The sequence below is a fragment of the Azorhizobium sp. AG788 genome, from assembly GCF_004364705.1.
Lineage (GTDB): Bacteria > Pseudomonadota > Alphaproteobacteria > Rhizobiales > Xanthobacteraceae > Azorhizobium > Azorhizobium caulinodans.
Genome location: NZ_SOBM01000001.1, coordinates 29,234 through 55,454, shown reverse-complemented (window position 1 = coordinate 55,454; position 26,221 = coordinate 29,234). Strand labels below are relative to the sequence as shown.

At 68.6% G+C, this 26,221-nt stretch carries 25 protein-coding genes; 17 read left to right on the top strand and 8 right to left on the bottom strand.

Features of this window, described 5'->3' with window-relative positions; all coding sequences use genetic code 11:
* Positions 1 to 19: 19 nt before the first annotated feature.
* Both DFO45_RS00275 and obgE read right to left on the bottom strand, forming a co-directional pair.
* Positions 20 to 199, bottom strand: a complete 180-nt coding sequence (locus DFO45_RS00275; RefSeq protein WP_012172660.1) for a hypothetical protein — start codon at positions 197 to 199, stop codon at positions 20 to 22.
* A gap of 76 nt (positions 200 to 275) precedes the next feature.
* Positions 276 to 1,313, bottom strand: coding sequence for a GTPase ObgE (gene obgE / locus DFO45_RS00270; protein ID WP_133863328.1), 1,038 nt, complete (start codon positions 1,311 to 1,313; stop codon positions 276 to 278).
* Between the two features lie 164 nt (positions 1,314 to 1,477).
* Here obgE and DFO45_RS00265 point away from each other — a divergent pair, with 164 nt between their 5' ends.
* From DFO45_RS00265 to DFO45_RS25380, 3 genes are all read left to right on the top strand, one after another.
* Positions 1,478 to 1,732: a hypothetical protein gene (locus tag DFO45_RS00265; RefSeq protein ID WP_208299714.1), complete on the top strand. Its 255-nt coding sequence runs from the start codon at positions 1,478 to 1,480 to the stop codon at positions 1,730 to 1,732.
* A gap of 94 nt (positions 1,733 to 1,826) precedes the next feature.
* Complete coding sequence (locus tag DFO45_RS00260; protein ID WP_133863327.1) at positions 1,827 to 4,001, top strand: primosomal protein N'; 2,175 nt, start codon at positions 1,827 to 1,829, stop codon at positions 3,999 to 4,001.
* 77 nt (positions 4,002 to 4,078) lie between these two features.
* Entirely contained in the window at positions 4,079 to 4,213 is a 135-nt protein-coding gene (locus tag DFO45_RS25380; RefSeq protein WP_012172665.1) for a hypothetical protein, read from the top strand.
* Positions 4,214 to 4,238: 25 nt separating this feature from the next.
* Here DFO45_RS25380 and DFO45_RS00255 read toward each other — a convergent pair whose 3' ends face one another.
* Entirely contained in the window at positions 4,239 to 5,276 is a 1,038-nt protein-coding gene (locus tag DFO45_RS00255; RefSeq protein ID WP_133863326.1) for a c-type cytochrome, read from the bottom strand.
* Between the two features lie 168 nt (positions 5,277 to 5,444).
* On the opposite strand from DFO45_RS00255, the gene DFO45_RS00250 reads away from it, so the two are divergent.
* From DFO45_RS00250 to DFO45_RS25150, 7 genes are all read left to right on the top strand, one after another.
* On the top strand, positions 5,445 to 6,068 hold the full coding sequence (locus tag DFO45_RS00250; protein ID WP_133863325.1) for a 50S ribosomal protein L25/general stress protein Ctc: 624 nt from the start codon (positions 5,445 to 5,447) through the stop codon (positions 6,066 to 6,068).
* Positions 6,069 to 6,094: 26 nt separating this feature from the next.
* Positions 6,095 to 6,709 carry an aminoacyl-tRNA hydrolase gene (gene pth / locus DFO45_RS00245; protein WP_012172668.1) on the top strand — a complete coding sequence of 205 codons (615 nt, stop codon included), beginning with the start codon at positions 6,095 to 6,097 and terminating at the stop codon, positions 6,707 to 6,709.
* A 64-nt stretch (positions 6,710 to 6,773) separates the two neighbouring features.
* A complete protein-coding gene (locus tag DFO45_RS00240) occupies positions 6,774 to 7,127 on the top strand; it encodes a ribbon-helix-helix protein, CopG family (RefSeq protein WP_166657013.1) in 354 nt (117 codons plus the stop codon).
* Positions 7,114 to 7,497, top strand: a complete 384-nt coding sequence (locus DFO45_RS00235; protein WP_348633834.1) for a PIN domain-containing protein — start codon at positions 7,114 to 7,116, stop codon at positions 7,495 to 7,497. Before DFO45_RS00240 ends, DFO45_RS00235 begins: the two co-directional genes overlap by 14 nt.
* A 113-nt stretch (positions 7,498 to 7,610) precedes the next feature.
* A complete protein-coding gene (ychF, locus tag DFO45_RS00230) occupies positions 7,611 to 8,708 on the top strand; it encodes a redox-regulated ATPase YchF (protein ID WP_012172670.1) in 1,098 nt (365 codons plus the stop codon).
* 90 nt (positions 8,709 to 8,798) lie between these two features.
* Positions 8,799 to 9,263, top strand: coding sequence for a MaoC family dehydratase (locus DFO45_RS25155; protein WP_133863322.1), 465 nt, complete (start codon positions 8,799 to 8,801; stop codon positions 9,261 to 9,263).
* The gene (locus tag DFO45_RS25150; protein ID WP_133863321.1) at positions 9,260 to 9,736 is read left to right on the top strand and encodes a MaoC family dehydratase; all 477 of its coding nucleotides are present in this window, start codon (positions 9,260 to 9,262) and stop codon (positions 9,734 to 9,736) included. Before DFO45_RS25155 ends, DFO45_RS25150 begins: the two co-directional genes overlap by 4 nt.
* Before the next feature lie 217 nt (positions 9,737 to 9,953).
* On the opposite strand, the gene DFO45_RS00215 is transcribed toward DFO45_RS25150, so the two are convergent.
* Positions 9,954 to 10,940 carry an aldo/keto reductase gene (locus DFO45_RS00215; protein ID WP_133863320.1) on the bottom strand — a complete coding sequence of 329 codons (987 nt, stop codon included), beginning with the start codon at positions 10,938 to 10,940 and terminating at the stop codon, positions 9,954 to 9,956.
* Between the two features lie 95 nt (positions 10,941 to 11,035).
* Here DFO45_RS00215 and DFO45_RS00210 point away from each other — a divergent pair, with 95 nt between their 5' ends.
* The 5 genes from DFO45_RS00210 (at position 11,036) to DFO45_RS00190 (ending at position 16,097) form a co-directional block, all read left to right on the top strand.
* Positions 11,036 to 11,653 carry a TetR/AcrR family transcriptional regulator gene (locus tag DFO45_RS00210; RefSeq protein ID WP_245517941.1) on the top strand — a complete coding sequence of 206 codons (618 nt, stop codon included), beginning with the start codon at positions 11,036 to 11,038 and terminating at the stop codon, positions 11,651 to 11,653.
* 126 nt (positions 11,654 to 11,779) lie between these two features.
* Positions 11,780 to 12,202 carry a nucleoside-diphosphate kinase gene (gene ndk, locus DFO45_RS00205; protein WP_012172675.1) on the top strand — a complete coding sequence of 141 codons (423 nt, stop codon included), beginning with the start codon at positions 11,780 to 11,782 and terminating at the stop codon, positions 12,200 to 12,202.
* A 162-nt stretch (positions 12,203 to 12,364) separates the two neighbouring features.
* Positions 12,365 to 13,063, top strand: a complete 699-nt coding sequence (locus DFO45_RS00200; protein WP_133863318.1) for a TerC family protein — start codon at positions 12,365 to 12,367, stop codon at positions 13,061 to 13,063.
* A gap of 129 nt (positions 13,064 to 13,192) precedes the next feature.
* A complete protein-coding gene (locus DFO45_RS00195; RefSeq protein WP_012172677.1) occupies positions 13,193 to 13,933 on the top strand; it encodes a TerC family protein in 741 nt (246 codons plus the stop codon).
* 73 nt (positions 13,934 to 14,006) lie between these two features.
* Positions 14,007 to 16,097 (top strand): molybdopterin oxidoreductase family protein, encoded by a 2,091-nt coding sequence (locus DFO45_RS00190; RefSeq protein WP_133863317.1) that lies wholly within the window; start codon positions 14,007 to 14,009, stop codon positions 16,095 to 16,097.
* Positions 16,098 to 16,100: 3 nt separating this feature from the next.
* Here the strand turns inward: DFO45_RS00190 and DFO45_RS00185 are convergent, their stop codons facing one another.
* The 4 genes from DFO45_RS00185 to DFO45_RS00170 all read right to left on the bottom strand — a co-directional run bounded on the left by DFO45_RS00185 (position 16,101) and on the right by DFO45_RS00170 (position 19,602).
* On the bottom strand, positions 16,101 to 16,784 hold the full coding sequence (locus DFO45_RS00185) for a YoaK family protein (protein ID WP_133863316.1): 684 nt from the start codon (positions 16,782 to 16,784) through the stop codon (positions 16,101 to 16,103).
* A gap of 17 nt (positions 16,785 to 16,801) precedes the next feature.
* The gene (gene purN, locus DFO45_RS00180; RefSeq protein ID WP_133863315.1) at positions 16,802 to 17,458 is read right to left on the bottom strand and encodes a phosphoribosylglycinamide formyltransferase; all 657 of its coding nucleotides are present in this window, start codon (positions 17,456 to 17,458) and stop codon (positions 16,802 to 16,804) included.
* The gene (gene purM, locus DFO45_RS00175) at positions 17,455 to 18,525 is read right to left on the bottom strand and encodes a phosphoribosylformylglycinamidine cyclo-ligase (RefSeq protein ID WP_133863810.1); all 1,071 of its coding nucleotides are present in this window, start codon (positions 18,523 to 18,525) and stop codon (positions 17,455 to 17,457) included. The genes purN and purM overlap by 4 nt, the downstream gene beginning before the upstream one ends.
* A gap of 180 nt (positions 18,526 to 18,705) precedes the next feature.
* Positions 18,706 to 19,602, bottom strand: a complete 897-nt coding sequence (locus tag DFO45_RS00170; RefSeq protein ID WP_012172682.1) for a hydrogen peroxide-inducible genes activator — start codon at positions 19,600 to 19,602, stop codon at positions 18,706 to 18,708.
* Between the two features lie 304 nt (positions 19,603 to 19,906).
* Between DFO45_RS00170 and DFO45_RS00165 the strand changes: the two genes are divergently transcribed.
* Positions 19,907 to 23,404, top strand: a complete 3,498-nt coding sequence (locus DFO45_RS00165; protein ID WP_133863314.1) for a hypothetical protein — start codon at positions 19,907 to 19,909, stop codon at positions 23,402 to 23,404.
* Between the two features lie 306 nt (positions 23,405 to 23,710).
* Positions 23,711 to 26,203: a carbohydrate-binding family V/XII gene (locus DFO45_RS00160; RefSeq protein WP_133863313.1), complete on the top strand. Its 2,493-nt coding sequence runs from the start codon at positions 23,711 to 23,713 to the stop codon at positions 26,201 to 26,203.
* The last annotated feature ends 18 nt before the right edge of the window (positions 26,204 to 26,221 follow it).

The following is a 26,221-nucleotide window of genomic DNA, read 5'->3' as shown; positions in this document are numbered from 1 at the left end:
CTCGATAGCGGCCCTTCGCTCAGCGCAGCTTCTCGATGGTGAGCTTGTCCAGCTTGGCGCGGATCTTCACCGACTCTTCGCTGCGGGTCAGCCCCTGCGCAATGGCCTTCAGGGACATGCCCTTCTTGGCCATGGTGTGCAGCTTCTGGATTTCCTCATAGGTCCAGGGCTGCTTGTGCCGTTCGAACCGCTCACCCATGGCATGCTCCTCCCGCGTGCGCGCCGGAACCGTCCCCGATGGGCACGGTCTGTCCGGCAGCGGAGCGTTCAGCGGCTCAGATGGGCCGCCACTCGGTCTTGCGCGCCTCGGCCACCTCGGCCTCGCGCCCCTCGTCGATGACGGCGAGCAGCGCGCGCAGCGCCTCCGGCACGCCCTGCCCCGACTGGGACGAGAGCAGCAGCGGCTTCTTCTTCGCCGCCCGCTGGAGGCGCTCTTTCTGCTGCTTCAGGAGTTCGGGCGTGAGGGAGTCGATCTTGGACAGGGCCACGATCTCCACCCGGTCCTCCAGCCCGCCGCCATAGGCGACCAGTTCCTGCCGCACGGTCTTGTAGGCCTTGCCCGCATGCTCGCAGGTGCCGTCCACCAGATGCAGCAGAACGCGGCAGCGCTCCACATGGCCGAGGAAGCGGTCGCCGAGACCCGCGCCCTCATGGGCGCCCTCGATGAGACCGGGGATGTCCGCCAGCACGAATTCGCGCCCGTCCACCCGCACCACGCCGAGGCCGGGATGGAGGGTGGTGAAGGGATAGTCGGCAATCTTCGGCTTCGCCGCCGTGGTGGCGGCCAGGAACGTGCTCTTGCCGGCATTGGGCAGGCCCACGAGGCCGGCGTCCGCGATCAGCTTCAGCCGCAGCCAGATCCACTTCTCCTGCCCCTCAAGGCCGGGATTGGCCCGGCGGGGCGCCTGATTGGTGGAGGTCTTGAACTCGGCATTGCCGAAGCCGCCATTGCCGCCGCTCAGCAGCCGGATGCGCTGGCCGACTTCGGTGAGGTCGGCGAGGATGGTTTCCTCGTCCTCATCCAGCACCTGCGTGCCCGCGGGCACCCTCAGCACCACGTCCGAGCCCTTGGCGCCGGCGCGGTTGGCACCCATGCCGTGCTCGCCCTTCTTGGCCTTGAAGTGCTGCTGGTAGCGATAGTCGATCAGCGTGTTGAGGCCGTCCACGCACTCGATCCACACGTCGCCCCCGCGCCCGCCGTTCCCGCCATCGGGACCGCCGAACTCGATGAACTTCTCGCGCCGGAACGAGACGCACCCCGCCCCGCCATCACCGGAGCGCACATAGACCTTGGCCTGATCGAGGAATTTCATGGGGCAGGACGTAGACGCAGGCGTGCGGCAAAGCAAGGGTGGCATTCGGAATGCTCAACCTTCCGCCAGCGCATGACGCATGGGCGCGGCTGGGCAGAGAGACAGCTGCGATGGCTCTGAGGCATGATCGGCCCGCCGCGCGCTCAAGCACAGGAGCGTCGCCCATGACTGATCGGAAATGGCCCAGTTTCGTGACTAGGGATCTTGGAGACAGCGTCGAAGATGATGCTGAGATGCTGCGCCGCTGGGAGGCCTATAACAAAGAGATGCGGGCCCTGATCGCCGCCGGTGGCGTGCATCAGGACGAGGATAGCTGGTGGGTAGACGATGCCACCGGCGAGCTGATTGGCCCCGATCCCGAGGACGAGCGCCCACGCACGGATGAAGAACTGAAACAGATGTTCTCCGTTAGCAAGTAGCAAGGCTCTGAACACGGCGGCCTCCTGACCCCGCATCCGACCCGCGTCGCGGCGCCCCTTTGACCTTTGCGCGCGGCCGGACCAAAAGAGGAACATGACTGCCGCCACCGTCGATGTCCTGCTGCCGCTCGGGCTCGACGTCCCCTATTCCTATCTCGTGCCGGACGGCCTTGAGCTCGCGCCCGGCGATCTCGTGGCCGTGCCGCTCGGCTCGCGCCTGGTGGTCGGCTGCGTGTGGCCGCGCGCGGCAGACGCGCCGGCCCCGGTCGACACCTCCAAGCTGAAGGCGGTGCGCAAGAAGCTGGATCACCGCCCGCTGCCGCCGGACCTGCTCCAGCTCATCGACTGGATGGCCGATTATACGCTGGCGCCGCGCGGCATGGTGCTGCGCATGGCGCTGCGCCATGAGGAGAACCCGAGCCCTGCCCGCGAGCGGGTGGGCGTGCGCGCCACCGGCCATGTGCCCGAGCGCCTCACTGCCGCCCGCAAGCGCCTGATCGAAGCGATGTCCGACGGCTTTGTCCGCGCCAAGACCGATGCCGCCCGCGAGGCCGGCGTCTCCCCCTCCGTGGTGGATGGGCTGGTGGATGAAGGCGCGCTCGAAACCCTTGTCCTGCCCCCGGCCCCGGCCGCCGAGACGCCTGACCCGGACCATGCCGCCCCCACCTTGAGCGAACCGCAGGCGGAAGCCGCCAATGCCATCATCGCGGCGGTGCAGGCGAAGACCTTCTCCGTGCATCTGCTCGACGGCGTCACCGGCTCGGGCAAGACGGAGGTCTATTTCGAGGCCGTGGCGGAAGCGGTGCGGGAAGGGCGGCAGGCACTGATCCTCCTGCCTGAAATCGCCCTCACCCAGGCCTTCATCGACCGCTTCACCCGTCGCTTTGGCGTCGCCCCGGCCGAATGGCACTCGGGCGTCTCCACCCGGCGCCGGGGCCGCATCCTGCGCGGGGTGGCGGATGGCGACGTTCAGGTGGTGGCCGGTGCGCGCTCGGCGCTGTTCCTGCCGTTCCGGGATCTCGCACTCACCATCGTCGATGAGGAGCATGATCCCGCCTACAAGCAGGAGGACGGCGTCACCTATCACGCCCGCGACATGGCGGTGGTGCGTTCCCGCTTCTGCCGCTCGCCCATCGTGCTCACCTCGGCAACGCCCTCCATCGAGACCGAGGTGAATGCCCGGCGCGGGCGCTACAATCGCCTGTCCCTGCCGCTGCGCTTCGGCGGCGCCAAGGTGCCGGGGCTGTCGCCCATCGACCTGCGCAAGGACATGCCGCCACGCGGGCGCTGGATCGCGCCGCGCCTGCAATCGGAAATCGCCCAGACGCTGGAGGATGGCGGGCAGGCGCTGCTGTTCCTCAACCGGCGCGGCTATGCCCCGCTGACCCTGTGCCGCTCGTGCGGGCACCGGATGCGCTGCCCCTCCTGCTCGGCCTGGCTGGTGGAGCACCGCTTCCGCCGCCGCCTCTCCTGCCACCATTGCGGCTATCAGGCCCCGGTGCCGGAATGCTGCCCGGCCTGCGGCGCCAAGGATGCGATGATCCCCTGCGGCCCCGGCGTCGAACGCCTCCAGGAAGAGGTACAGGCGCTGTTCCCGGAGGCGCGCAGCCTTGTGCTCTCCTCGGACATCGGCGGCATCGAGCGCATGCGCGCGGAACTGGAGGCGGTGGCAAACGGCGAGGTGGATGTGGTGGTGGGCACCCAGCTTGTGGCCAAGGGGCACAATTTCCCCGGCCTTGCGCTGGTGGGCGTGGTGGATGCGGACGTGGGCCTTGGCCATGGCGACCCGCGCGCCGCCGAGCGCACCTTCCAGCTGGTGCATCAGGTAGCCGGGCGCGCCGGACGCGGGGCGACGGAAGGGCGTGGCTTCATCCAGACCCACATGCCCGATCATCCGGTGATGCAGGCGCTGGTGAAGGGCGACCGCGCCGCCTTCTATGAAACCGAGATCGCCGCCCGCGAGGAGGCCCACCTGCCGCCCTTCGGCCGCATGGCGAGCCTCATCGTCTCGGCAAATGAAGGGCCGGCGGCGGAAGCCCATGCCCGGCGGCTCGCCGCCAGCGCGCCGCGCGTGGAAGGAGTGCGGGTGCTCGGCCCGGCGGAAGCCCCGCTTGCCGTGCTGCGTGGCCGCCACCGCTGGCGCCTTCTGGTGCGCGCGCCCCGCGCCTTCGACCTCTCGGCCTATCTGCGCGGCTGGCGGGCAGTGGCGCCGCGGCCGACCGGCAACACCAAGGTCAGCATCGACGTCGACCCCATGACCTTCCTCTAGGTTGAGGAAAATCAGGTCTTTCATCCGCCGGTGAGCTTGGCTAGCGTCCCCGCCGAACGCGAGCAAAAGAGGGCTCCATGCGGGTGATGATGCGTCTGGCCGTGATCGCGGCTCTCGGCCTTTCGGTGTCGGGCTGCGACAAGTGCGGCGACTATTTCTGGCAGAAGACCGGGCCGGCCAAAACCTGCTCGGCCGGCCCCAAGGCCATGTGATGTCCCTGTAGGCGGCAGCCCGGCCTCAGTCGTTGGGGTTGGGCACGCTGCCCTTCTCCGCCTTGAGCTTGGCGATGGCGGCGCGGATGGGGGCATAGGGCCCGTATTTGTGCTGCGCCTCGGTGAAGCCGTCCGCATAGGGGCCATAGGCGGCATCGATGGGCTTCAGCAGCAGATCCGGGAAGTCCTTGGCGGTCCCGGCCCGCTTCGGGCGCGGCTGGGACAGCACGAAGGCGCCCACGTCCCATGCCTCGTCCGGCGTCAGCTGCGGCATCACCCAGCTCGTGCCGTTGGGCATGTTGTTGTGGACGAAGTTCGCCATGTTGCCGAGCCGGGCAAGGCCGGCGCCGTCATTGAAGCTGTCCGGTCCCCAGAGCGGGGGCACCGCATAGCCGAAGCTTGCATCGACGGGATTGTGCCGCACGCCGAGACCGTCCGGCCGATGGCATTCGGCGCATTGGCGCGCATAGATGGCCATGCCCCGCGCCGGGTCCGCCGCCCGCGGCAGCTCCGGCATTGTCCCCGCGCCGCCACCCGAAATCTTGGCGTCGCGCGGGATGTTGGTGGCAAGCACGGTGAGATAGGCCACCAGCGCCTGCATGGGCCGGGCGTCCGCCGGCATCGGGCGGCCGTTCATGCTGCGGGTCATGCAGCTGTTGAGACGGTCGACAAGGCTCGCCACCTCGCCGCTGCGGGTGCTGTAGGCCGGATAGTCCGCCGAAGCCGCCACCAGTGGCAGGCCGAATTTCTTGAGGCCGGCGTCGAGATGGCAGTCGGCGCAAGCGAGATTATTGCCCGCATAGCGCTGGGCGGCATCGGGCGCCGCCGGCCCGATATGGGCGGGGGTGGCAACCAGAACCGAGCGGCCATAGCGCACGAGGCGGCCGAACTCGTCATCGGGCAGGCGATCCACCTGCGGCACGTCCCACAAACGCACCTTCTCGCCCGCCGACGACGGACCTTCCTGCGCCTCCGCGCGCGATCCGGCGACAGCACCGGCCAGCGCGACGGCCAGCCCCAGGACGCGGAGCGGCCCTGAAAACACCCCCGAGAACACCCCCATGATCTCCCTCAGTCCTTCTGTTTGTTGCCTTTCCGGCCCAACGCGGCTATAAGCCCGCCTTCCCGTCAGACATGCGCCCCCCTGGAGGCGTGCCGGACAGGAAAGCCGGACGGCCGCGCGAGCGGCCGTTGGCTGTTTTAGAACCAGTCTCAATCAAGGACGAGTGCCATGACCGCCATCAAGGAACTGAAGGCTGTGGCGCGCGCGCGAGGCGGCAAGGGGGCCGCTCGTGCAGAGCGCCGCGCCGGACGCGTGCCCGCCGTGATCTACGGTGAGAAGCAGGAGCCTGTGACCATTTCGCTGGGTCACAAGGAAATCACCCGCATCATCTATGCGGGCCACTTCCTCACCACCCTGTTCGAGATCGACGTGGACGGTGTGAAGCACCGTGTCATCCCGCGCGACTACCAGCTCGACCCGGTGAAGGATCTGCCGCTGCACGTGGACTTCCTGCGCGTTTCGCAGGGCGCCAGCGTCACCGTCGAAGTGCCGGTGCACTTCGAGAACCAGGACAAGGCGCCCGGCCTGAAGAGCGGCGGCACCCTCAACGTCGTCGCCCATGCGGTGACGCTCGAATGCCCGGCCGAGGCCATTCCGGATCACGTCGTGGCCGACCTGACGGGCCTCGAGATCGGCGACAGCCTGCACCTCTCCAAGGTGAAGCTGCCGGCCGGCGTCTCCTCCGCCGTGACCGGCGACGACACGCTGGCGACCATCGTGGCCCCCTCGGGCCTCAAGGAAGCCGAGGCTGACGAGGCGGCTGCCGCCGCCGCTGCGGCCGCCAAGGCCTGACGCCGCTTCGGGCCGGAGGGTCATCCGTGTTCCTGTTCGCAGGCCTCGGCAACCCCGGCCCGAAATATGCCGGCAACCGGCACAATATCGGCTTCATGGCGGTGGACGCGATCGTCCGCCGCCACCGCCTTTCGCCCTGGCGCCGGCGCTTTCAGGGCGCCGTGAGCGAAGGCGAGATCGCCGGCGAGAAGGTGCTGGCTCTGCTGCCGGAGACCTTCATGAACGAGAGCGGCCGCGCCGTCGCGGAAGCCGCCAAGTTCTACAAGATTCCGCTCGAGAACATCTTCGTCTTCCATGACGAGCTCGACCTGCCCCCGGCCAAGATCCGGGTGAAGAAGGGCGGCGGCAATGCCGGCCACAATGGCCTGCGCTCCATCACCGCCCAATGCGGCAACGACTATTGGCGGGTGCGCCTCGGCATCGGCCATCCCGGCGACAAGTCGCTGGTCCATTCCTACGTGCTGAACGATTTCGGCAAGGCCGAGCGGGAATGGGTGGAGGCCGTGAACACGGCCTGCGCCGATTTCGCCCCCGCCCTCATCGGCGGCAAGGCCGAGGATTTCCAGAACCGCGCCCATCTCTTCCTGGAAGCGCAGGGCTTCACCGATGTGAAGCCGCTCGGGGGCGCCCGCGCCTCGTGATCTGCGCCGCGACGCAGCACGTGACCTTTCTCCCCCTTGACCGCACCGCACAATGAAGGAAGGTATGGCCGCGCGTGGCAGCCTTTTGCGGAAGCCGCGCGGCTGGGGCTCTTTCATGAAAAACGTGACCATCACGCTGTCCGACGACCTCTTGGCGCGCGTGCGCCTTGCCGCGGCGCGCGAGGGCAAGAGCCAGTCCAAATTCATCGCCGACCATCTCAGCCGTGCCCTTGGCGGCCATGTCGATCCGCTGATCCCCTTCGACCGCTGGCTCGCGGCCCCCGGATGGGACGCCCGGGACGGCGCCCTGCCGATGCGCGAGGACGTCCATGACCGTGCGGTGCTTCGTGGATACGAACGTGCTGATCCATCTGCACGACAGGAGCGAGGCGCAGAAGCGCGCCTTGACGAAGCATAGCCTGCGCTCCATTCGCCGGAACGGCGAGCTGGTGGTGTCGCCGCAGGTGGTGAGCGAGTTCTATGCGCTGGCCGCCGAGCGCTTTCCCTATACGCCGCGCGAGACGGTGCGCGACTTCCTGCGCGATCTCCTGCCCGCCTGCCGCTCGGAGGGCATGGGCGAACTGCTCGCCACCGCCTGGCGGCTGGAGGACCGCTACCGCCTCTCCCCCTGGGACTGCCTGATGGCCGCCGCCGCCGTCTGCTCCGACTGCCGGCTTCTCGTCACCGAGGCCCTGCCGGACGGCAGCGAGGTGGACCGCACGCGGGTGGTGAACCCCTTCCTCACCGACATCGAGACGGTGTTCACCGGGCTGAAGGAGCGCGGATAGGGCGTCGCGCGGGGCAGGAAATCGCCGGCCGCGCTTAACAAACGCCCGCGCGGCCTTTATGGATCGCGCCAACACCCGACGACCTCAAGCTTCTCAAGGACGATCGCGCAGCCATGGGCTTCAAATGCGGCATCGTGGGCCTGCCCAACGTGGGCAAGTCCACCCTCTTCAACGCCCTCACCCAGACCGCCGCGGCCCAGGCCGCCAACTATCCCTTCTGCACCATCGAGCCCAATGTGGGCGACGTGGCCGTGCCCGATCCGCGCCTCACCGCGCTCGCCGAGATCGCCGGCTCGGGCCAGATCATCCCGACCCGCCTCACCTTCGTGGACATCGCCGGCCTCGTGCGCGGCGCCTCCAAGGGCGAGGGCCTCGGCAACCAGTTCCTCGCCAACATCCGCGAGTGCGACGCCATCGCCCATGTGGTGCGCTGCTTCGAGGACGGCGACGTGACCCATGTGGAGGGCAAGGTCTCTCCGGTGGACGACATCGAGACCATCGAGACCGAGCTGATGCTCGCCGACCTCGAAAGCCTCGAGAAGCGCGCCGCCGCGCTGGAGAAGAAGGCCCGCACCCTCGACAAGGAAGGCAAGGACACGCTGGACCTGATGCAGCGCGCCCTCGTGCTGCTGCGCGACGGCAAGCCGGCCCGCCTCGTGGACGTGAAGCCCGAGGAGCGCAAGCTCTTCGACATGCTCGGCATGATGACCGCCAAGCCCGTGCTCTATGTCTGCAACGTCGAGGAAGCCTCGGCCAAGGACGGCAACGCCCTCTCCGCGCAGGTGTTCGAGCGCGCCAAGGCGGAAGGCGCCAAGGCGGTGGTGGTCTCCGCCAAGATCGAGAGCGAGATCGCCATCCTCCCCGAGGAGGAGCAGCGCGAGTATCTGGAAGCCATCGACCTCGACGAGCCGGGCCTCAACCGCGTGATCCGCGCCGGCTACGACCTGCTCGATCTTGCGACCTATTTCACCGTCGGCCCCAAGGAAGCCCGCGCCTGGACCATCACCAAGGGCACCAAGGCCCCGGCGGCGGCGGGCGTGATCCACTCGGACTTCGAGAAGGGCTTCATCCGCGCCGAAACCATCGCTTATGCGGATTATATCCAGCACAAGGGCGAGAGCGGCGCGCGCGAGGCCGGGCGCCTGCGCCTGGAAGGCAAGGAATATGTGGTGCAGGACGGCGACGTGCTGCACTTCCGTTTCGCCAACTGAGTATCTGCTCTGTCCGGGCCGGATATCCACCGGCCCGGCTTGACCTTCTGCCCGGCAGCGTCTGAGATCGCGGGAAAGCTGGAGGAAGGAATGCCCGATATCTATTGGGAAGACTTCGTGCAGGGCGACGTGAAGACGTTCGGCTCGCACGAGGTGACGGCGGAGGAGATCACATCCTTCGCCAGCGAGTTCGATCCCCAGCCTATGCACCTCGATCCGGCGGCGGGCGCCGCCTCGATGCTGGGCGGCCTTGCCGCCTCCGGCTGGCATTCCTGCGCCATCATCATGCGCCTCATCTGCGACGGCTTCCTGCTGCGGTCCGCCGGCATGGGCTCGCCGGGCGTGCAGGAAACGAAATGGCTGGAGCCGGTGCGCCCCGGCGACGTTCTGACGCTCCGCCGCACCGTGCTGGAAAGCCGCAGTTCCAAGAGCCGGCCGGACATGGGGCTCGTGACCTTCCGGTTCGAGCTTCTCAAGGACAAGAAGACCGTCGCCGTGGACCAGACCGTGGTCATCATGTTCGCGCGGCGCAATCCGGGGGCGCGACTGGCATGAAATTCTTCGAGGATTGCGAGATCGGCAGCCGGCTTGTGCTGGGCAGCCACACCTTCACCCGCGAGGCGATCGTCGATTTCGCCCAGAAATACGACCCCCAGCCGTTCCATCTCGATGACGAGGCGGCCAAGCGCAGCCATTTCGGTGCGCTCTGCGCCTCCGGTTGGCATACGGCCGCGCAATGGATGCGCGCCTTCATCGACCGCCAGAAGCGCGATGTGGCGGAAGCCTCCGCCGGCGGAGCGCCTGTGGCGAAGCTCGGCCCGTCCCCCGGCTTCAAGGACCTGCACTGGCTGAAGCCGGTCTATGTGGGCGACACCATCACCTACGCCACCGAGGTGAAGGACAAGCAGACCAGCAAGAGCCGCCCGCAATGGGGCCTGCTCTTCGCCCACAACACCGGCACCAACCAGCACGGCGATCTGGTGCTGGAGTTCGAGAGCGTGGTCTTCGTGGAACGACGGACGCTCTGAGGGCGCGGCGGTGCACGAACATCAGGCAGCCCTTCACTCCGAGCGGACGTCATGCGCGGGCTTGCCCCGCGCATCCACGCCTCTCCGTCTACGGACCTTCTGAAAGCCCGCGCTAAGCCAAGCCCCGTGGATGGCCGGGACAAGCCCGGCCATGACTTAGCGGAAGAGGACGCCATGGCAGAGGAAGCGTCTTCCCGTGGCGCCGCCCGGACATCCCTCAGATATTGAGGTTGGCCATCACCGGCTCGGGATAGCGCGTGCCGGCCACCGCCTGAGGCGGGAACAGGGCGTCCAGTTCCGCGACCTCGGCCGGCGAGAGGCGGATCGCCACCGCCGCCGCATTCTCCTGCAGATACTTGATGCGCCGCGTGCCCGGGATCGGGATCACGTGGGGCTGCTTGTTGAGGATCCAGGCCAGCGCGATCTGCGCGGACGTCGCCTTGCGGGCCGCGGCGAAGGCGGCGAGCGCATCGGTGAGGCGCTTGTTCTGGGCGAAGGCCTCGCCCTGGAAGCGCGGGTTGTGGCGGCGGAAGTCATTCTCCGCGAGCGTGTCCGTGCTGGTGATGGCGCCAGTGAGGAAGGCGCGCCCCAGCGGGCTATAGGCCACGAAGCTGATGCCGAGATCCGCGCAGACGCCGAGCATCTCGGCCTCCGCATCGCGGGTCCAGAGCGAATATTCGGTCTGGACGGCGGTGATGGGATGCACGCCATGGGCGCGCTTCAGGGTGGCCACCGAGCATTCCGAGAGGCCGAGGTGGCGCACCTTGCCCTCCTCCACCAGCCGCGCCATGGCGCCCACGGTGTCTTCGATGGGCGTCTTGGGGTCCACGCGGTGCTGGTAATAGAGATCGATGGTCTCGATGCCGAGCCGCTTCAGGCTCGCCTCGCAGGCCTCGCGCACATAAGCGGGCGAGCCGTTGATGCCAAGGCGCTCGCCATTGGGGCCGCGGACATTGCCGAACTTGGTGGCGAGCACGACCTTCTCGCGCTTGCCCTTCAGGAACTGGCCGAGGAGGCGCTCATTGTGGCCGACGCCATACATGTCGGCGGTGTCGAAGAAGGTGATGCCGGCGTCCAGCGCGGCGTCGAGGGTGGCGAGCGACTGGGTGTCGTCACTGGCGCCGTAGAATTCGGACATGCCCATGCAGCCGAGGCCGATGGCGGACACGGAAAGGCCAGTGCGACCGAGCGGACGGAGGTCCATGGTTCGCCTCATATGTCGGGATGTGAGAGAAAGGGCGGCGGTCCTGCGCCGCGAAGACGGAACTCAGGTAAACCGGATCGTTTACTTTGTCAAGCATGACGTCGCCCAAGGCTGACCGGCGCGGCACCGCCGCCCGCATCCGCACCGCCGCCCGTGCGCTCTTTCTGGAGCGCGGCTATGGCGCGACCAGCATGGATGCGGTGGCGGCGGCAGCCCCCGTCTCCAAGCGCACGCTCTATCAATATTATCCCGGCAAGGCCGAGCTGTTCGGCGCGGTGATCGCGGAGGTGTGGGGCCGCTTCACCGACGCCCCGCCCCTGCCCGATCCTTCCGCCGCGGCGCCCCGCGTGGTGCTGACCGCCTATGTGGAGCGCCTGCGCGCCCATTGGGATCAACCGGAAGTGATCCCCTTCCTGCGCCTCATCATCGCCGAGGCGCCGCGCTTCCCCGAACTCGCCCCGGCCTATGTGCAGGCCGGCAAGCAGCAAGTGACGGAGAGTCTGGGCGCCTATTTCGAGGCCCTCGCCCGCGCCGGGCATTTGCGCCGGCCCGGCAATCCGGGGCTCGCCGCCGCGCAGTTTCTCGGCATGGTGAAGGAGACCTTGTTCTGGCCCCGCGTCTTCGGCGGCGGCGCGAGCTTTGCCGTGACGGATGTGGTGGAGGCGGCCCTCGACATGATCCTCCTGCCGGAAGAAGGCGACCCGACCGGCTGAAGCTGCGCGTGGGGATGGCACCGGATGCAACCGACTTCCCTTGCCGCAGTCGGCCTTCACTGCTAAGAGGCGCCACCGCGCGTGATCGCGGATCCCTTTCAGCTTCAGAACGACAGGACGATCATCATGGCGATCGAGCGCACTTTCTCGATCATCAAGCCCGACGCGACGCGTCGCAACCTCACCGGCGCGATCAATGCGGTCATCGAGAAGGCTGGCCTTCGCATTGTCGCCCAGAAGCGCATCCAGATGACCAAGGCTCAGGCCGAGGCCTTCTATGCGGTCCACAGCGCCCGCCCCTTCTTCAATGACCTCGTGTCCTTCATGACCTCCGGTCCGGTGGTCGTGCAGGTGCTCGAAGGCGAAGACGCGGTCGCCAAGTATCGCGAAGTGATGGGCGCCACCAACCCGGCCAATGCGGCCGAGGGCACCATCCGCAAGCTCTTTGCCGAGTCCATCGAGGCGAACTCCGCCCATGGTTCGGACAGCGTCGAGAACGCCGGCGTCGAGATCGCCCAGTTCTTCTCGCAGAACGAGATCGTCGGCTGACATCTCTTTCCGGCCCGCGCGGCACCGATCAGGTTCCCGCGCGGGCCGGCCTCTGGCCGCAGGGCCGCCCTGCACCGTTTCGCCTTGAGACCCGCGCGCCCCTGACGTAGGAGGAGCGGGCACCGCCGGACCTTGCCGGCCGCTCAAGGTGAGCCGCTCCCCATGTCCATCTCCTCGCCGGAATTCTGGCTCGCCTTCCTGCAGCTCGTCTGGATCAACGTCCTGTTGTCCGGCGACAATGCAGTGGTCATCGCCATGGCCTGCCGCTCCCTGCCGGAGCGCACCCGCAAGTGGGGTATCGTGCTCGGCTCGGGCGTGGCGGTGGGGCTGCGCATCCTCTTCACCGGTATCGTCGCCACCCTGCTGGCCTTGCCCTGGCTGAAGGTGGTCGGGGCCGTTGCGCTCTTCTACATCGCCATCGACCTTGCCCTGCCCGACGACGAAGGAGCCGAGAGCGTCAAGGCCAGCGAGAGTCTGTGGCGGGCGGTCGGCACGGTCGCGCTCGCCGACATCGTCATGAGCCTCGACAATGTGGTGGCGGTGGCCGCCATCGCCAATGGCAATTTCCTGCTGCTGGTGCTGGGCCTTGCCATCTCCATTCCGCTGATCGTCGCCGGTTCCTCGTTGGTGATGGCGATGCTCGACCGCTTTCCGCTGCTCGTCTGGGCGGGTGCCGCCTTGCTGGGCTGGATCGCCGGCGAGATGCTGCTGTCGGACGCCGCCGTCATGGACCGCCTTGGCGGGCATGAGATCACCGAGCACTGGTCTCTTCTCGCCGCCGCGGCAGGCGCGGTCTTCGTGGTGGCCACCGCCTTCATCTGGGGCCGGTTGCGGCTGGCGCGAGCGGATAACGCGGCCTGACCGACTACCGGAGTAGTGCGACACGCGCATTCCGGCTGAAAACCGGGGCCAGATGACAGGCGGGGGTTGAACGCCTTCCCAAAGGTCATGTAAGGCCCACGCGCGCAACACCCGTCCCAAGGATGCGGAATGGACCTCAGCAACCCCACCTTCTGGCTTTCGCTGCTCCAGATCGTCTGGATCGACCTGCTTCTGTCGGGCGACAATGCGGTGGTCATCGCGCTGGCCTGCCGCTCCCTGCCGCCGAGCCAGCGCCGCTGGGGCATCATCCTCGGCGCCGGCGCCGCGGTCGGGCTGCGCATCATCTTCGCCCTGGCCATCTCCTATCTGCTGGGCGTGCCGTTCCTGAAGATCGCCGGCGCGGTGCTGCTGCTGTGGATCGCCGCCAAGCTCGTGCTGAGCGGCGAGGAAGAGGCCCATGAGGTTGAGGCCTCCGACAGCCTGTGGCGGGCGGTGCGCACGATTGCCATCGCCGATGCGGTCATGAGCCTCGACAATGTGGTGGCCATCGCTGCCGCCTCGCGCGGTCATCCCGAGCTCTTCATCTTCGGACTGCTGCTCACCATTCCGCTGATCGTCGCCGGCTCCCAGCTTGTGCTGGCCCTGCTCCAGCGCCTGCCCATCCTCGTGTGGGCCGGCGCGGCGCTGCTCGGCTTCATCGCCGGCGAGATGCTGGTGAGCGATGTGATCTCCATCGACCTGCTGAAGGGCTTCAACCCGGCCTTCGTGAAGCCGGATCTGGAAGCCCCCGGCGGCATCGGCCCGGCGGCCCTGCCCCATTATGTGGCGGGCGCGCTGGGGGCCGTGGTGGTGGTCGCCATCGGCCTTGTCCTGCGCAAGCGGCCGGCCGCCTCCGAGCACGGGGCCTGATCCACGGGCCGCGCCGCGCGGCATCTCGTCACCCTTCCGGGCTTGCCCTATAAAGTCCGGAAGGAGCCTGTTCATGAACCAGCACGTCTCGGCCCCGGTCATCCGGGCGTCCGCCTGTCCCCACGATTGCCCCTCCACCTGCGCCCTTGAGGTGGAAGTCCTGAACAGGAAGCGGATCGGCCGCGTGCGCGGGGCGAAGGACAACAGCTACACGGCCGGCGTCATCTGCGCGAAGGTCGCCCGCTATGCGGAGCGCACGGACCATCCAGAGCGCCTGATGCACCCGCTGCGTCGGGTCGGCCCCAAGGGCTCCACCCAGTTCGAGCGCATCTCCTGGGACGAGGCGCTGGACCGCGTGGCGGAAGGGCTGCTGAAGGCCGAGCAGGCGCATGGGGCTGAGAGCGTCTGGCCCTATTATTACGCGGGCACCATGGGCCTCGTGATGCGCGACGGCATCAACCGGCTGACCCATGCCAAGAAATATTCCCGCTTCTTCTCCAGCATCTGCGTGAACCCGGCGTGGAGCGGCTACATCGCCGGCACCGGCCGCCTCGGCGGCACCGACCCGCGCGAGATGGGCGTCTCCGACCTCGTCATCATCTGGGGCACCAATGCGGTGGCCACCCAGGTCAATGTGATGACCCATGCGGTGAAGGCGCGAAAAGAGCGCGGCGCCAAGATCGCGGTGGTGGACGTCTATCGCACGCCCACCATGGAGCAGGCGGATATCCCCCTCCTCATCCGCCCCGGCACGGACGGGGCGCTCGCCTGCGCCATCATGCATGTACTGTTCCGCGACAACCGCGCGGACCGCGCCTATCTCGCCCGCTATGCCAATGACGCTGCCGAGTTCGAGGCCCACCTTTCCACCCGCACGCCGGAATGGGCGAGCGCCATCACCGGGCTGCCGGTGGCGGAGATCGAGGCCTTCGCCAAGCTCGTGGGCGAGACGCCCCGGAGCTTCTTCCGCATCGGCTACGGCCTCTCGCGCAGCCGCAACGGCGCGGTGAACATGCACGCGGTGACGTCCATCCCCGTGGTGTCGGGGGCCTGGCAGCATGAGGGCGGCGGCGCCTTCCACTCCAATTCCGGCATCTATCGCACCCGCAAGACCATGATCGAGGGGCTCGACATTCTCGACCCCAAGGTGCGCCAGCTCGACCAGTCCCGCATCGGCGCCATCCTCACCGGCGATCCGGAGGTGCTGTCCGGCGGCCCGCCGGTCACGGCCATGCTCATCCAGAACACCAACCCGATGAGCGTGGCTCCGGATCAGGAGCGGGTGAAGCAGGGCTTTGCACGCGACGACCTGTTCGTCGCCGTGCACGAGCAGTTCCTCACCGAGACCGCCCGTCAGGCGGACATCGTGCTGCCGGCCACCATGTTCACCGAGCATGACGACCTCTATCAGGGCGGCGGCCACCAGCATCTGCTGCTCGGCCCCAAGCTCGTGGACCCGCCCGGCGAGTGCCGCAGCAATCATGAGGTGATCACCGAGATCGCCCGGCGCGTGGGCGCGGAGCATGCCGGCTTTTCCATGAGCCCGCGCGAGCTCATCGACTGGACGCTGAACGCCTCCCAGCGCGGCACGCTGGAGCATCTGGAGGCGGAGCGCTTCATCGACATCCAGCCGGAATTCGAGAGCGCCCACTTCCTCAGCGGCTTCGGCCACAAGGACGGGCGCTACCGCCTGAAGCCGGACTGGAAGCGCCCGCCCATCCCCGCCCCCGGCCTGTTCGGCCCATGGGAGCAGATGCCGGAATTCCCGGACCACTGGGCGGTGATCGAGGAGCCCACCGCCGAGCACCCTTTCCGGCTCGTGACGGCCCCGGCGCGCAACTTCCTCAACTCCACCTTCAACGAAACGCCCACCTCGGTGAAGCGCGAGGGCGGGCCGAGCCTCCTCATCCATCCCGAGGATGCGGCCGCGCGTGGCATCGCCGAGGGCGACACGGTGGAGGTGCGCAACACACGCGGCACGGTGGCGCTGACGGCCAAGCTGTTCGACGGCCTGCGGCGGGGCGTGGTGGTGGCCGAGCAGATCCACCCCAACTTCGCCCATGCGGGCGGGCGCGGCATCAACACCCTCACCGGCGCCGACCCCGTCGCCCCGGCGGGCGGCGCGGCGTTTCACGACAACCGGGTGGATGTGGTGAAGGTCTGAGTCTCAGAGCCAGCCAGCCCGGAGCCCGGCCGCGGTGAGCGTCAGCACGGCGAGCACCGCGGCGATGGCTTCCACCAGCCCGAAGCCGCCGACGACCACGGCCCCCAGCGCGACGCCGCAGATGAAAGCGACCCAGGAGAGCGCATAATCCGCGCATTCCCGCGCGCTGGCGCGGCCCAGCAGGGCGCGCACCAGCGACTGCCCGAAGCTGAACAGCGTGCCGGTGACGAAGCTCTTGCCGATATCGGCGCCGTCGACCACCTGATGGGCGGTGTTCTGCATGCCCATGGTGGCGGCGATGAGGAACAATGGCAGCCGGCCCCAGCCCGTGAACACGAGCGCCAGCGCTGTCGCGAACAGCAGGATCTCGGCCACGAGCACCCAGACCATGCGGTGCCGGGAGACCGTCTCCATGATGAGCGTGCCGAGGGCGGCGCCGCCCACGAAGCACAGCACCACCAGCCCGGCGAGCAGCAGGACGGAGAAATCCCCCTGCGCCAGCGCCGAGCCGAGGCGGGTGGAATTCCCGCTCATGAAGGAAAGGTAGAGCTTGTCCGCCTGGGAGAAGCCGACGGCATCCACATAGCCGGCGACGGCGGTCATGACGACGGCGAACAGAAGGGGATGCCGGCAGGCGGAACGGCTCTTCTCCGCAGCCCCCGCGCCGCTCTCCGCCTGTGTCGCCATCGGCTGCCTGTCCCCGGTCAGACCCGCGGCACCACCAGCACGTCCCGCACCGGGCGCTCGTCGCTGACGATGGTCCGCTCGTTCTCCACCCGCAGCCGGCCGGAGGCCAGAAGGGCGAGGCCCTTGGGATAGATCACATGCTCCTGCTCCAGCACGCGGTGGGCGAGCACGTCGGGCGTGTCGTCCGCATGCACGGGCACGGCGGCCTGAAGGATGATCGGCCCCTCGTCCATCTCGGCGCGGACGAAATGCACCGTGCAGCCGTGCAGGCGCACGCCGGTCTCGATGGCGCGGGCATGGGTGTCGAGCCCCTTGAAGCTCGGCAGCAGCGAGGGATGCACGTTGATCATGCGGTCGCGCCAGCGCTCCACCAGCCAGGGCGTGAGCAGGCGCATGAAGCCGGCGAGGCACACGATCTCGATGCCCGCGATGCGCAGGTGCGCGTCGAGCGCGGCGTCGAAGGCGATGCGGTCGGCATAGTCCCGGTGGCTCAGCACCAGCGTCTCGATGCCGTGCTCGCGCGCGAACTCAAGGCCCGCCGCATCCGCCTTGTTGGAGAGGACGAGCGAGATTTCAGCGGGAAAGTCCGGCGCCTGCGCGGCCTTCACCAGCGCGGCCATGTTGGAGCCGCGCCCGGAGATGAAGACGGCGGTGCGCCTGCGCTGCTGGCTCATGCCACACCAAGCTGAAGCTGGCCGTCATAGGCCACATGCGCCGCGCCGGTGCCGGGCTCGATGACGCCGAGGCGGGCCACCGTCTCACCGGCGTCCGCGAAGGCGTCCGCTACCTTCTCCGCGTCAGGGGCGGCGACCACCACGGCCATGCCGATGCCGCAGTTGAAGGCGCGCAGCATCTCTTCGGGCGCCACGTTGCCGGTGGCGGCGAGCCAGCGGAACACCGGCGGCACGACGAGATTGGCAAGATCCACACGGGCGATGGTGCCGGCGGGCAGCACGCGGGGCAGGTTCTCGGTGATGCCGCCGCCGGTGATGTGAGCGAGCGCCTTGATGCCGCCGGTGCCGCGCAGCACCTTCAGCACGCTCTGCACATAAAGGCGGGTCGGCTCCAGCAGCGCCGCGCCGAGGCTGCGCTCCGGGGCGAAGGGCGCGGGCGCGTCCCACGCAAGGCCGGAGCGCTCGACGATGCGGCGCACCAGCGAATAGCCGTTGGAATGCACCCCCGAAGACGCAAGGCCCAGGATCACGTCGCCCGCCGCCACGTCGGGGCGCGGCAGCAGCGCATCGCGCTCCACGGCGCCGACAGAGAAGCCGGCGAGGTCATAATCGCCGTCCTTGTACATGCCGGGCATCTCGGCGGTCTCGCCGCCGATGAGGGCGCAGCCCGATTCCTTGCAGCCGCGCGCCACGCCCGCCACGATCTGCGCGCCCACTTCCGGCGAGAGCCGGCCGGTCGCGAAATAATCGAGGAAGAACAGCGGCTCGGCGCCCTGCACGATGAGGTCGTTCACGCACATGGCGACGAGGTCGATGCCGATGGTGCCGTGCTGCCCGGTCTCGATGGCGATCTTGAGCTTGGTGCCCACGCCGTCGGTGGCGGCCACCAGCAGCGGATCGGAGAAGCCGGCGCGCTTCAGATCGAAGATGCCGCCGAAGCCGCCGATGTCCGCATCGGCACCGGGACGGCGGGTGGCCTTCACCAGCGGCTTGATGAGATCGACCAGCCGGTTGCCGGCGTCGATATCCACCCCCGCGTCACGATAATTCAGACCGTCCTGCGCCATCTTCGTCCTCGCGCCCGTGGTGAAACCGGTGGCGCCTGTGCCGCCGAGCCCGCGTTCCACTTCCGGCATCCTGCTCCAGGCGGGTCGCGCCTGCGTGATCCAGCGCGCGGCTTAGCCGCGAACCGCGCGCGAGGCAAGGCGCAGCGCCGCACAGGAGGCCTACGCCTGCCGCGGGCGGGCTCAGGCCGTGGGACGGCAGCCCTCCACCAGCCGGGCGAAGGCGGCGATGTCGCGCACGAAGGGCGAGCTGCGGCGCCAGACCATGCCGATGCTGCGCCGGGGCGCCGGCTCGGGGAAGCGCACGAGGCGCACGCGCGGAATCTGGCCACCTTCGCAGGCAACGAGCATTTCCGGCAGCAGGGTCACGCCCTGCCCGTTGGCCACCAGTTGCACCAGCGTGGACAGCGAGGTGGCGCCGAACCGGCGCAGGCGGCGCTGATCCATGGCGCCGCAGACCTGAAGCGCCTGATCGCGGAAGCAGTGGCCGTCTTCCAGCAGCAGCAGGTCGTCCGGCGCTAGGTGGTCCGGCGTTGCAAGATCGCCCTCGGGCAATTCGGCCCCTTCCGGCAGCGCGAGGAGAAAGGCGTCATCGAACAGCGCCCGCGTCTCCAGCGCCGGATGCTCCACCGGCAGGCTGAGGATGAGCAGGTCGAGGCTGCCGTTGAGGAGTTCGGCGACCAGTTGCTCCGTCTGCGTCTCCCGCAGCGCCAGTTCCACCCGCGGATAGGCCTGCCCCACCGCCGGCAGCAGGCGCGGCAGGAGATAGGGCGCGACGGAGGGAATGACGCCGAGCCGCAGCCGCCCCTCCAGCAGCGAGCCCTGTGCCCGGATGGAGCGCTCCAGATCGGTGAGGCTGGCGAGGATTTCCCGCGCCCGTACCGCCGTTTCCTCCCCCATGGGGGTGAGGCGGACGGAGCCGCGCCCGCGCTCCACGAGATCGACGCCGAGGTCAGCCTCCATGTCGCGGATCTGCATGGAGAGCGCCGGCTGGGTGACGGCGCATTCCTCGGCCGCGCGGCCGAAATGGAGGTGACGGGAGAGGGCTTCGAAATAGCGAAGCTGACGGGTGGAGAGCATCCAATAAGTTTATCTTATTCAAATTCGCGCGCAAACTGATTTGTACCGCTCGCGATGGAAGGGCATGTTCCCCAACGAAGGCCGCGCAAGCAGCGCGCCTCATCTACGGTCCCGTCGTGGTCTCCCCCCAGCACGACGGGACCGGTCCGCCGGCTTTGCACCGGCCGGACCATGGGCCGCCCCCGCGGCCCCAGCGCCTCCGGTTTGCGGCCGGAGGCGTTAACCACCGCCAGCCTCACTCCATCTCTCCCCGCGCGGCCAAGCTCAAGGCGCTCTATAAGTCCCTCATACGATGAGGGTAGCCATGTACGCGCGCCGATCCGTCCTTCCCGCCCTGCTGCTCGCGGCCACCAGCCTGCTGTCCCCGGCCCACCTTCAAGCCCAGAGCCCGGCGCCCGCCGCGCAGGCGCAGGCGGTCCAGCCGGCTTGGCCCCGGGTCTACCGCTGGGACGACACCACGCTGAGGCTCTACGCGCCGCAGGTGGTCCACCGCCGCGACGGCGCGGTCCGCGCCCGTGCCGCCTTCGCCCTCACCATCAAGGATGGCACAACCCATTACGGCCGTGTCGCTTTCTACGCCCGCACGCGCACCGATTATGCGACCGGCACGCTGCGCCTCAGGGATCTTGCGGTGGAGCGGGTGGAGTTTCCCGCCGCCCCGCGCCGGGCGGACGATCTCGCCATTCAGCTGACGCTCCAGCTCGCCGGTCAGCACATTACCCTGCCGCTCGCGCTCGTGCAGGCGGAGCTCGATGCCGCCGCCCATCCGCCGGAGCGGCTGCCGGGCGTGACCGCACCGCCCGCCATCATCTTCACCGACCGCCTGACGACGCTCGTCTCCATCACCGGAGCGCCGGTGCTACGCCCGGTGCCCGGCGCCGATGGCTTCCAGCGCATCATCAACACGCCGGCCCTGATCCTTCAGGATGTGGCGGGCACCTTCCATCTGCGCGCCGCGGGCACGTGGTTCGAGGGCACCAGCCTCACCGGCCTGTGGACCCCCGCCCCGGAGGTGCCGCCGGATGTGAGCGCCGCCGCGGCGGCCGCCGAAGCGGTGCAGCCCGCAGATCCGCTGCTGCCGCCCAACGGGCAGCCCCTGTCGCCGCCGCCTGCGCTTTTCGTCGCCACCACCCCCACCGACGTGATCCAGACCGACGGTCCCGCCAGATGGGAGGCGGTCTCCGGTACGGCGTTGCAGACCATCGGGAACGCCGATCAGGCGGTGTTCCTCTCGCCGGACACCAAGACCTATTACGTGCTGCTCGCCGGCCGCTGGTTCGCCGCCCCCGCCCTCTCCGGCCCGTGGCGCGGCATTGCCGGAACCGCCCTGCCCCGCGCCTTCGCCCACATCGCGCCGACGGACCCCAAGGCCAACGTGCTCATCAGCGTGCCCGGCACGCCGCAGGCGCGCGAGGCCGCCATTGCCGCCTCGATCCCGCAGGTGGCGGAGGTGCCGCGCAGCACCACCGCCACGGTCGCGTATGACGGGGTGCCGCAGTTCGCGTCCATACCCGGCACGGGCCTCAGCTATGCGGTGAACAGCCCCGAGCCGGTGATCCAGACGGGCACGGGCGCCAGCTATCTCCTCTCGAAGGGCGTGTGGTTCGCCGCCCCGGCGCCGTCCGGGCCGTGGACGGTGGCGGACGCCGTTCCGCCGGCCATCTATGCCATCCCGCCAGCCTCCCCCGTCCATTACGTGACCGGCGTGCGCATCTATGGCTCCGGCGACGACGCTGTGAGCGTCGGCTACACCCCGGCCTATATGGGTGTCGGGCTCGGGAGCGGCGGCACGGTGGTCTATGGATCGGGTGTCGCCTCTTCCGGCTATGTGGGCACACGCTGGACGCCCGCGCCTTCCACCTATGGGGTCGGAGCGGGCTTTTCGCTCGGGACATCGGGCTTCGGCTACGGCTTCTCGCCGGGCTGGTCGTGGGGCGCCGGGGCCGGCCCGCACTGGGGCCCTTATGCGGGCGCAACACCCTATGGCCGCGGCTGGGGCTTCGCCAATGCGGCGGGGGCCGACATCTACGGCCGCTGGGGCGGCGGGGTTTCGGTCGGCGCCGGCTGGGGTGGAAGCGCGGGCACGGGCGTCTGGTCGCACGGCGCATGGGGCGGTTTCGGCGCGGGTGGCGCAGGCGGCGGCTTTGCCGCGGGATTCGGGGCAGGGTTCGGTGCGGGCGTGGGCGCCGGCTTCGGCGCAGGCGGCTTCAGCGCAGGCGGCTTCAGCGCCTACGGCGGCCACTACATGTCGAACACGTACAACTCCCACGTGACGACCAACGCCACGACCATCAACAACACCACGAATACGAACACCTCGAACACGACGACCAACAGCACTTCGACGACCACGGGCGCGGCCTCGGGCAGCACGAACGCCGGTGGCTCGTCCGGGAGCACGACCGGTTCGTCCAGTTCGTCCACGTCCGGTTCCTCATCGGGATCGGACGGGAAGGACAACACATCCGGCCATGACGATCACGGGCATGGCCGGACCGGCCGCGACGGCAAGGACGGGCGCGACGGGGGCGATGGCCGCCATGAGGGTCGCGACCGCGACGGGCATCAGGACAGGGACGGCACGGGCTCGGGGTCTTCCGGTTCGTCGGGAACGTCAAACGGATCGGGATCGTCGGGGTCTTCCAATTCATCCGGATCATCGAACTCCGGCGGTTCCTCGGGCGCGTCCGGCTCCTCGGGCTCTTCGGGGTCATCCGGTTCTTCCGGCCCTTCGTCGAATTCGTCTTCGGGATCGGGCAACAGCCCGGACTCCGGGCACGATGACCACGGAGGCGGGAAGGACGGCCGGGACGGCGATGGAAAGGGCGGGCATCAAGGCGGTGGAGACAACCCCGCAGACCATGTGAACGGCACCACCATGCCCGATCAAGGCAAGGACAGCCGAGGCGGCGGCGACAACAGTGCCGACCGCGTCAACGGCACCACAATGCCCGATCAGGGCAAGGACAGCCGAGGCGGCGGCGATAATAGTGCCGATCGCGTCAACGGCACCACAATGCCTGACCAGAACAAGGACAGCCGGAGCGGTGGCGACAGGAGTGCCGACCGCATCAACGGCACCACCATGCCCGACCAGAACAAGGACAGCCGGAGCGGCGGCAACAGCAGCGCCGACCGCGTCAACGGCACCACAATGCCTGACCAGAACAGGGACAGCCGGAGCGGCGGCGACAGGAGTGCCGACCGCATCAACGGCACCACCATGCCCGACCAGAACAAGGACAGCCGGAGCGGCGGCGACAACAGCGCCGACCGCGTCAACGGCACCACAATGCCTGACCAGAACAGGGACAGCCGGAGCGGCGGCGACAACAGCGCCGATCGCGTCAACGGCACCACCATGCCCGACCAGAACAAGGACAGCCGGAGCGGGGACGCTGACAAGGCGTCGAGCAGCAGCGGCATCACCACCCATCCCGACAGCGCGGGCGGCAAGGCGGACAAGGACAGGAAAGGGGCCGGCGGCGCGGGCGGCAATCCCGCTGATGATCGGATAAACGGCACCAAGCGGGACGACGACGCCTCGAAGGACCGTCCGCATGCGACGGACGATGCCCAGCGCGGCGATCACGATCGCGGCGGGGACCACCGGGACGGTGAGCACCGCACCGACGGCGATCATCATGAGGGAGACCATAAGGACGGCGAGCACCGGGATGGCGATCACAAGGATGGAGATCACCACGAGGGCGACCACAAGGACGGCGACCACCACAAGCATCGCTCCGGCGGGCATCACCGGAGCAGCCACCACAGCGGCGGCCATCACGGGCGGCGCTGACGCTTCAGCCGATCTGCCTGCCGCTTGGAGCAATCCTCCGAAGGCATGGCATACAACATGCCAATCGCGGGGGCCGAGGCAGGAGCCGCCTCAGGCCCCGCGACACAGGTCATGCCCGATCGCCGCCCGCCCAGGGGCCCGCCTCCGAAGCCGATAGGTCTCAATGACTTACGGGAAACGCACCGAGGCAGAGACGTCGATGAGCGCCAGATCGGGCCAATTTTGACGCGGCCCGCGCCCACTGACGACCCTGCTTCCCCATGGTAGAGCTTGCCCACGCTGGGCGGTAAGGAGGAGCCGAAAATCATGGCGACCATCACAAGCAGAACGGCGCTGGCCGCGGCACTCATGGCGTCGCTCGCCCCCATGCTGCTGGACACGACGCCCGTTCTCGCACAGCAGGCCCCTGCGGCGGCCCCGTCGCAGAATGCGCCGCTCGGCACGCCGGGCCTCGGTTGGCCGCGCAACTTCGATGTCGGCACCAACCGCCTGCAGATCTACCAGCCGCAGATCGAGAGCTGGGACGGCGACCGCATCGGCGGCCGTGCCGCGCTCGCCATCGGCCCCGTGAACGGCGCGCCGGCCTACGGCTTCATCCACTTCACCGCGCAGGCCAATGTGGACAAGGGCGCGGGGCTGGTGAGCCTGTCCTCCTTTGCGATCGACCAGGTGCAGGTGGCGGGCGATCCCAATGCCGCCGCCGCCGTGCGCAAGACGGTGGAACAGCGCCTGCCCAAGGGGGGCCTCACCGTGCCGCTGGTGCAGTTGCAGGCGAGCTATGCGGTCAACAAGCAGATCGCCGATCTGCGCACCCAGCCGGTGCAGAACACGCCGCCCAAGATCATCTTCACCTCCACCATGACCATTCTGGTGCCCATCGCCGGCGAGCCGGTGCTGCGGCCGGTGGACGGCGCGCGCACCTTCCAGCGGGTCATCAACACCCAGCCCCTGCTGCTGAAGGATGACGCCGGCACCTTCCACCTTCGGGCCGCCGGCACCTGGTATGAATCGCCGAACCTCACCGGCCCGTGGGTGATCACGCCGCAGGTGCCGCAGGACGTCGCCGCTGCCGCCAAGGCCGCGCAGAAGAGCCAGAAGGCCGACCCGCTGCTGAAGCAGGACGGCAAGCCCGTCACCCCGCCGCCTGCCATCGTGGTGGCCACGCAGCCGACCGAACTGATCCAGACCGACGGCCAGCCGGAACTGCTGCCCGTCGCCGGTACGCAGCTCATGACCATGAAGAATGCCGACCATGCGGTCTTCATGGACCCGAATTCCAACGACTATTACGTCCTGATCTCGGGTCGCTGGTTCAAGGGCAAGAGCCTCGACGGCGAGTGGACCTATGTGGCCAACGACGCCCTGCCGGCGGACTTCGCCAAGATCTCGCCGGAAGATCCCAAGGCCAGCGTGCTGGTCTCGGTGGCCGGCACCCAGCAGGCGAAGGAAGCGGCCATCGCCGCCACCATCCCGCAGACCGCCACCGTGAAGCGCACCACCACCGCCAAGGTGAGCTATGACGGCGAGCCGAAGTTCGTCGCCATTCCCGGCACGACGCTGAAGTATGCGGTGAACACGCCGCAGCCGGTCATCGAGGTGAACCGCTCCAGCTATTACATGGTCTCGCAGGGCATCTGGTTCACTGCCAAGAGCCCGGCCGGCCCGTGGACGGTCGCGACCTTCGTGCCGGAGGCGATCTACACCATCCCGATCACCTCGCCGATCTATTACGTCACCTATGTCCGCATCTATTCCGTCCAGCCGGACGTGGTGGTGGTGGGCTATACGCCCGGCTACATGGGCGTCATCGTCCAGCCCGGCGGCACGGTGGTCTATGGCACCGGCTACACCTGCAACGGCTATGTGGGCTCGGTCTGGTACGGCTGCCCGGCCACCTATGGCTATGGCGCCGGCTTCTCCGTGGGCACGGCGGTGGGCTTTGGCTTCGGCTTTGCTGCCGGCTGGGCCTGGGGCGCCGCCGTCACCCCCTATTGGGGTCCCTATTATGGCCCCGCCGCCTGGGGCCACTGGGGCTATGTGAACGTGAATGCCGCCAACGTCTACGGGCGCTGGGGCGGCAATGCGGTGGTGCATGGCGCCTGGGGCGTGACGCCCTATGGCACCGAATGGGCCGGCCGCAATGCTTACGGAACCACGGCGCGTGGCACCGAATTCCAGGGCCGCTCGGCGGCGGCCTTCAACCCCTACACCGGCAATTATGCCGGCGGGCGCGAGGGCAGCTATTACAACCCCTATACGGGCGCAGCGGGCGCCGGCCGGGCGGGCGTCGAGGGCAATGCCTACACCGGCAATTACGCCGCCGGCCGCGAGCAGGTGCACACCAATCCCACCACGGGCCAGACCAGCGCCTCGCGCTCGGGCGCGGTGGGCAATGCCTATACGGGCAATGCCGCCGCCGGCCGCCAGTCCGCTGGCTACAACACCAACACGGACACCGCGCACGCCTCGCAGACCACGGTCACGCGGGACAACGGCCAGGTGAACGTGGACAGCAAGGGTGTCGCCACCAACCAGAAGACCGGCAATTCGGTGGCCTGGAACAATGGCAACATCTACACGGACCACGACGGCAACGTGTACCAGCACAATGAGTCCGGCTGGAGCCAGCGCACCAATTCCGGCTGGCAGTCCGTGGATCGCAACGCCAACACCAACTATCTGGACAGCGAACGCCAGGCCCGGGACTGGAGCTCGCAGCGCTTCAATTCCTATGGCGGCGACCGCTTCGGCGGCGGTGGCTTCGGCGGGTTCCACGGCGGTGGCGGCTTCCGCCGCTGAGCCTCGGACCGGTTCCAG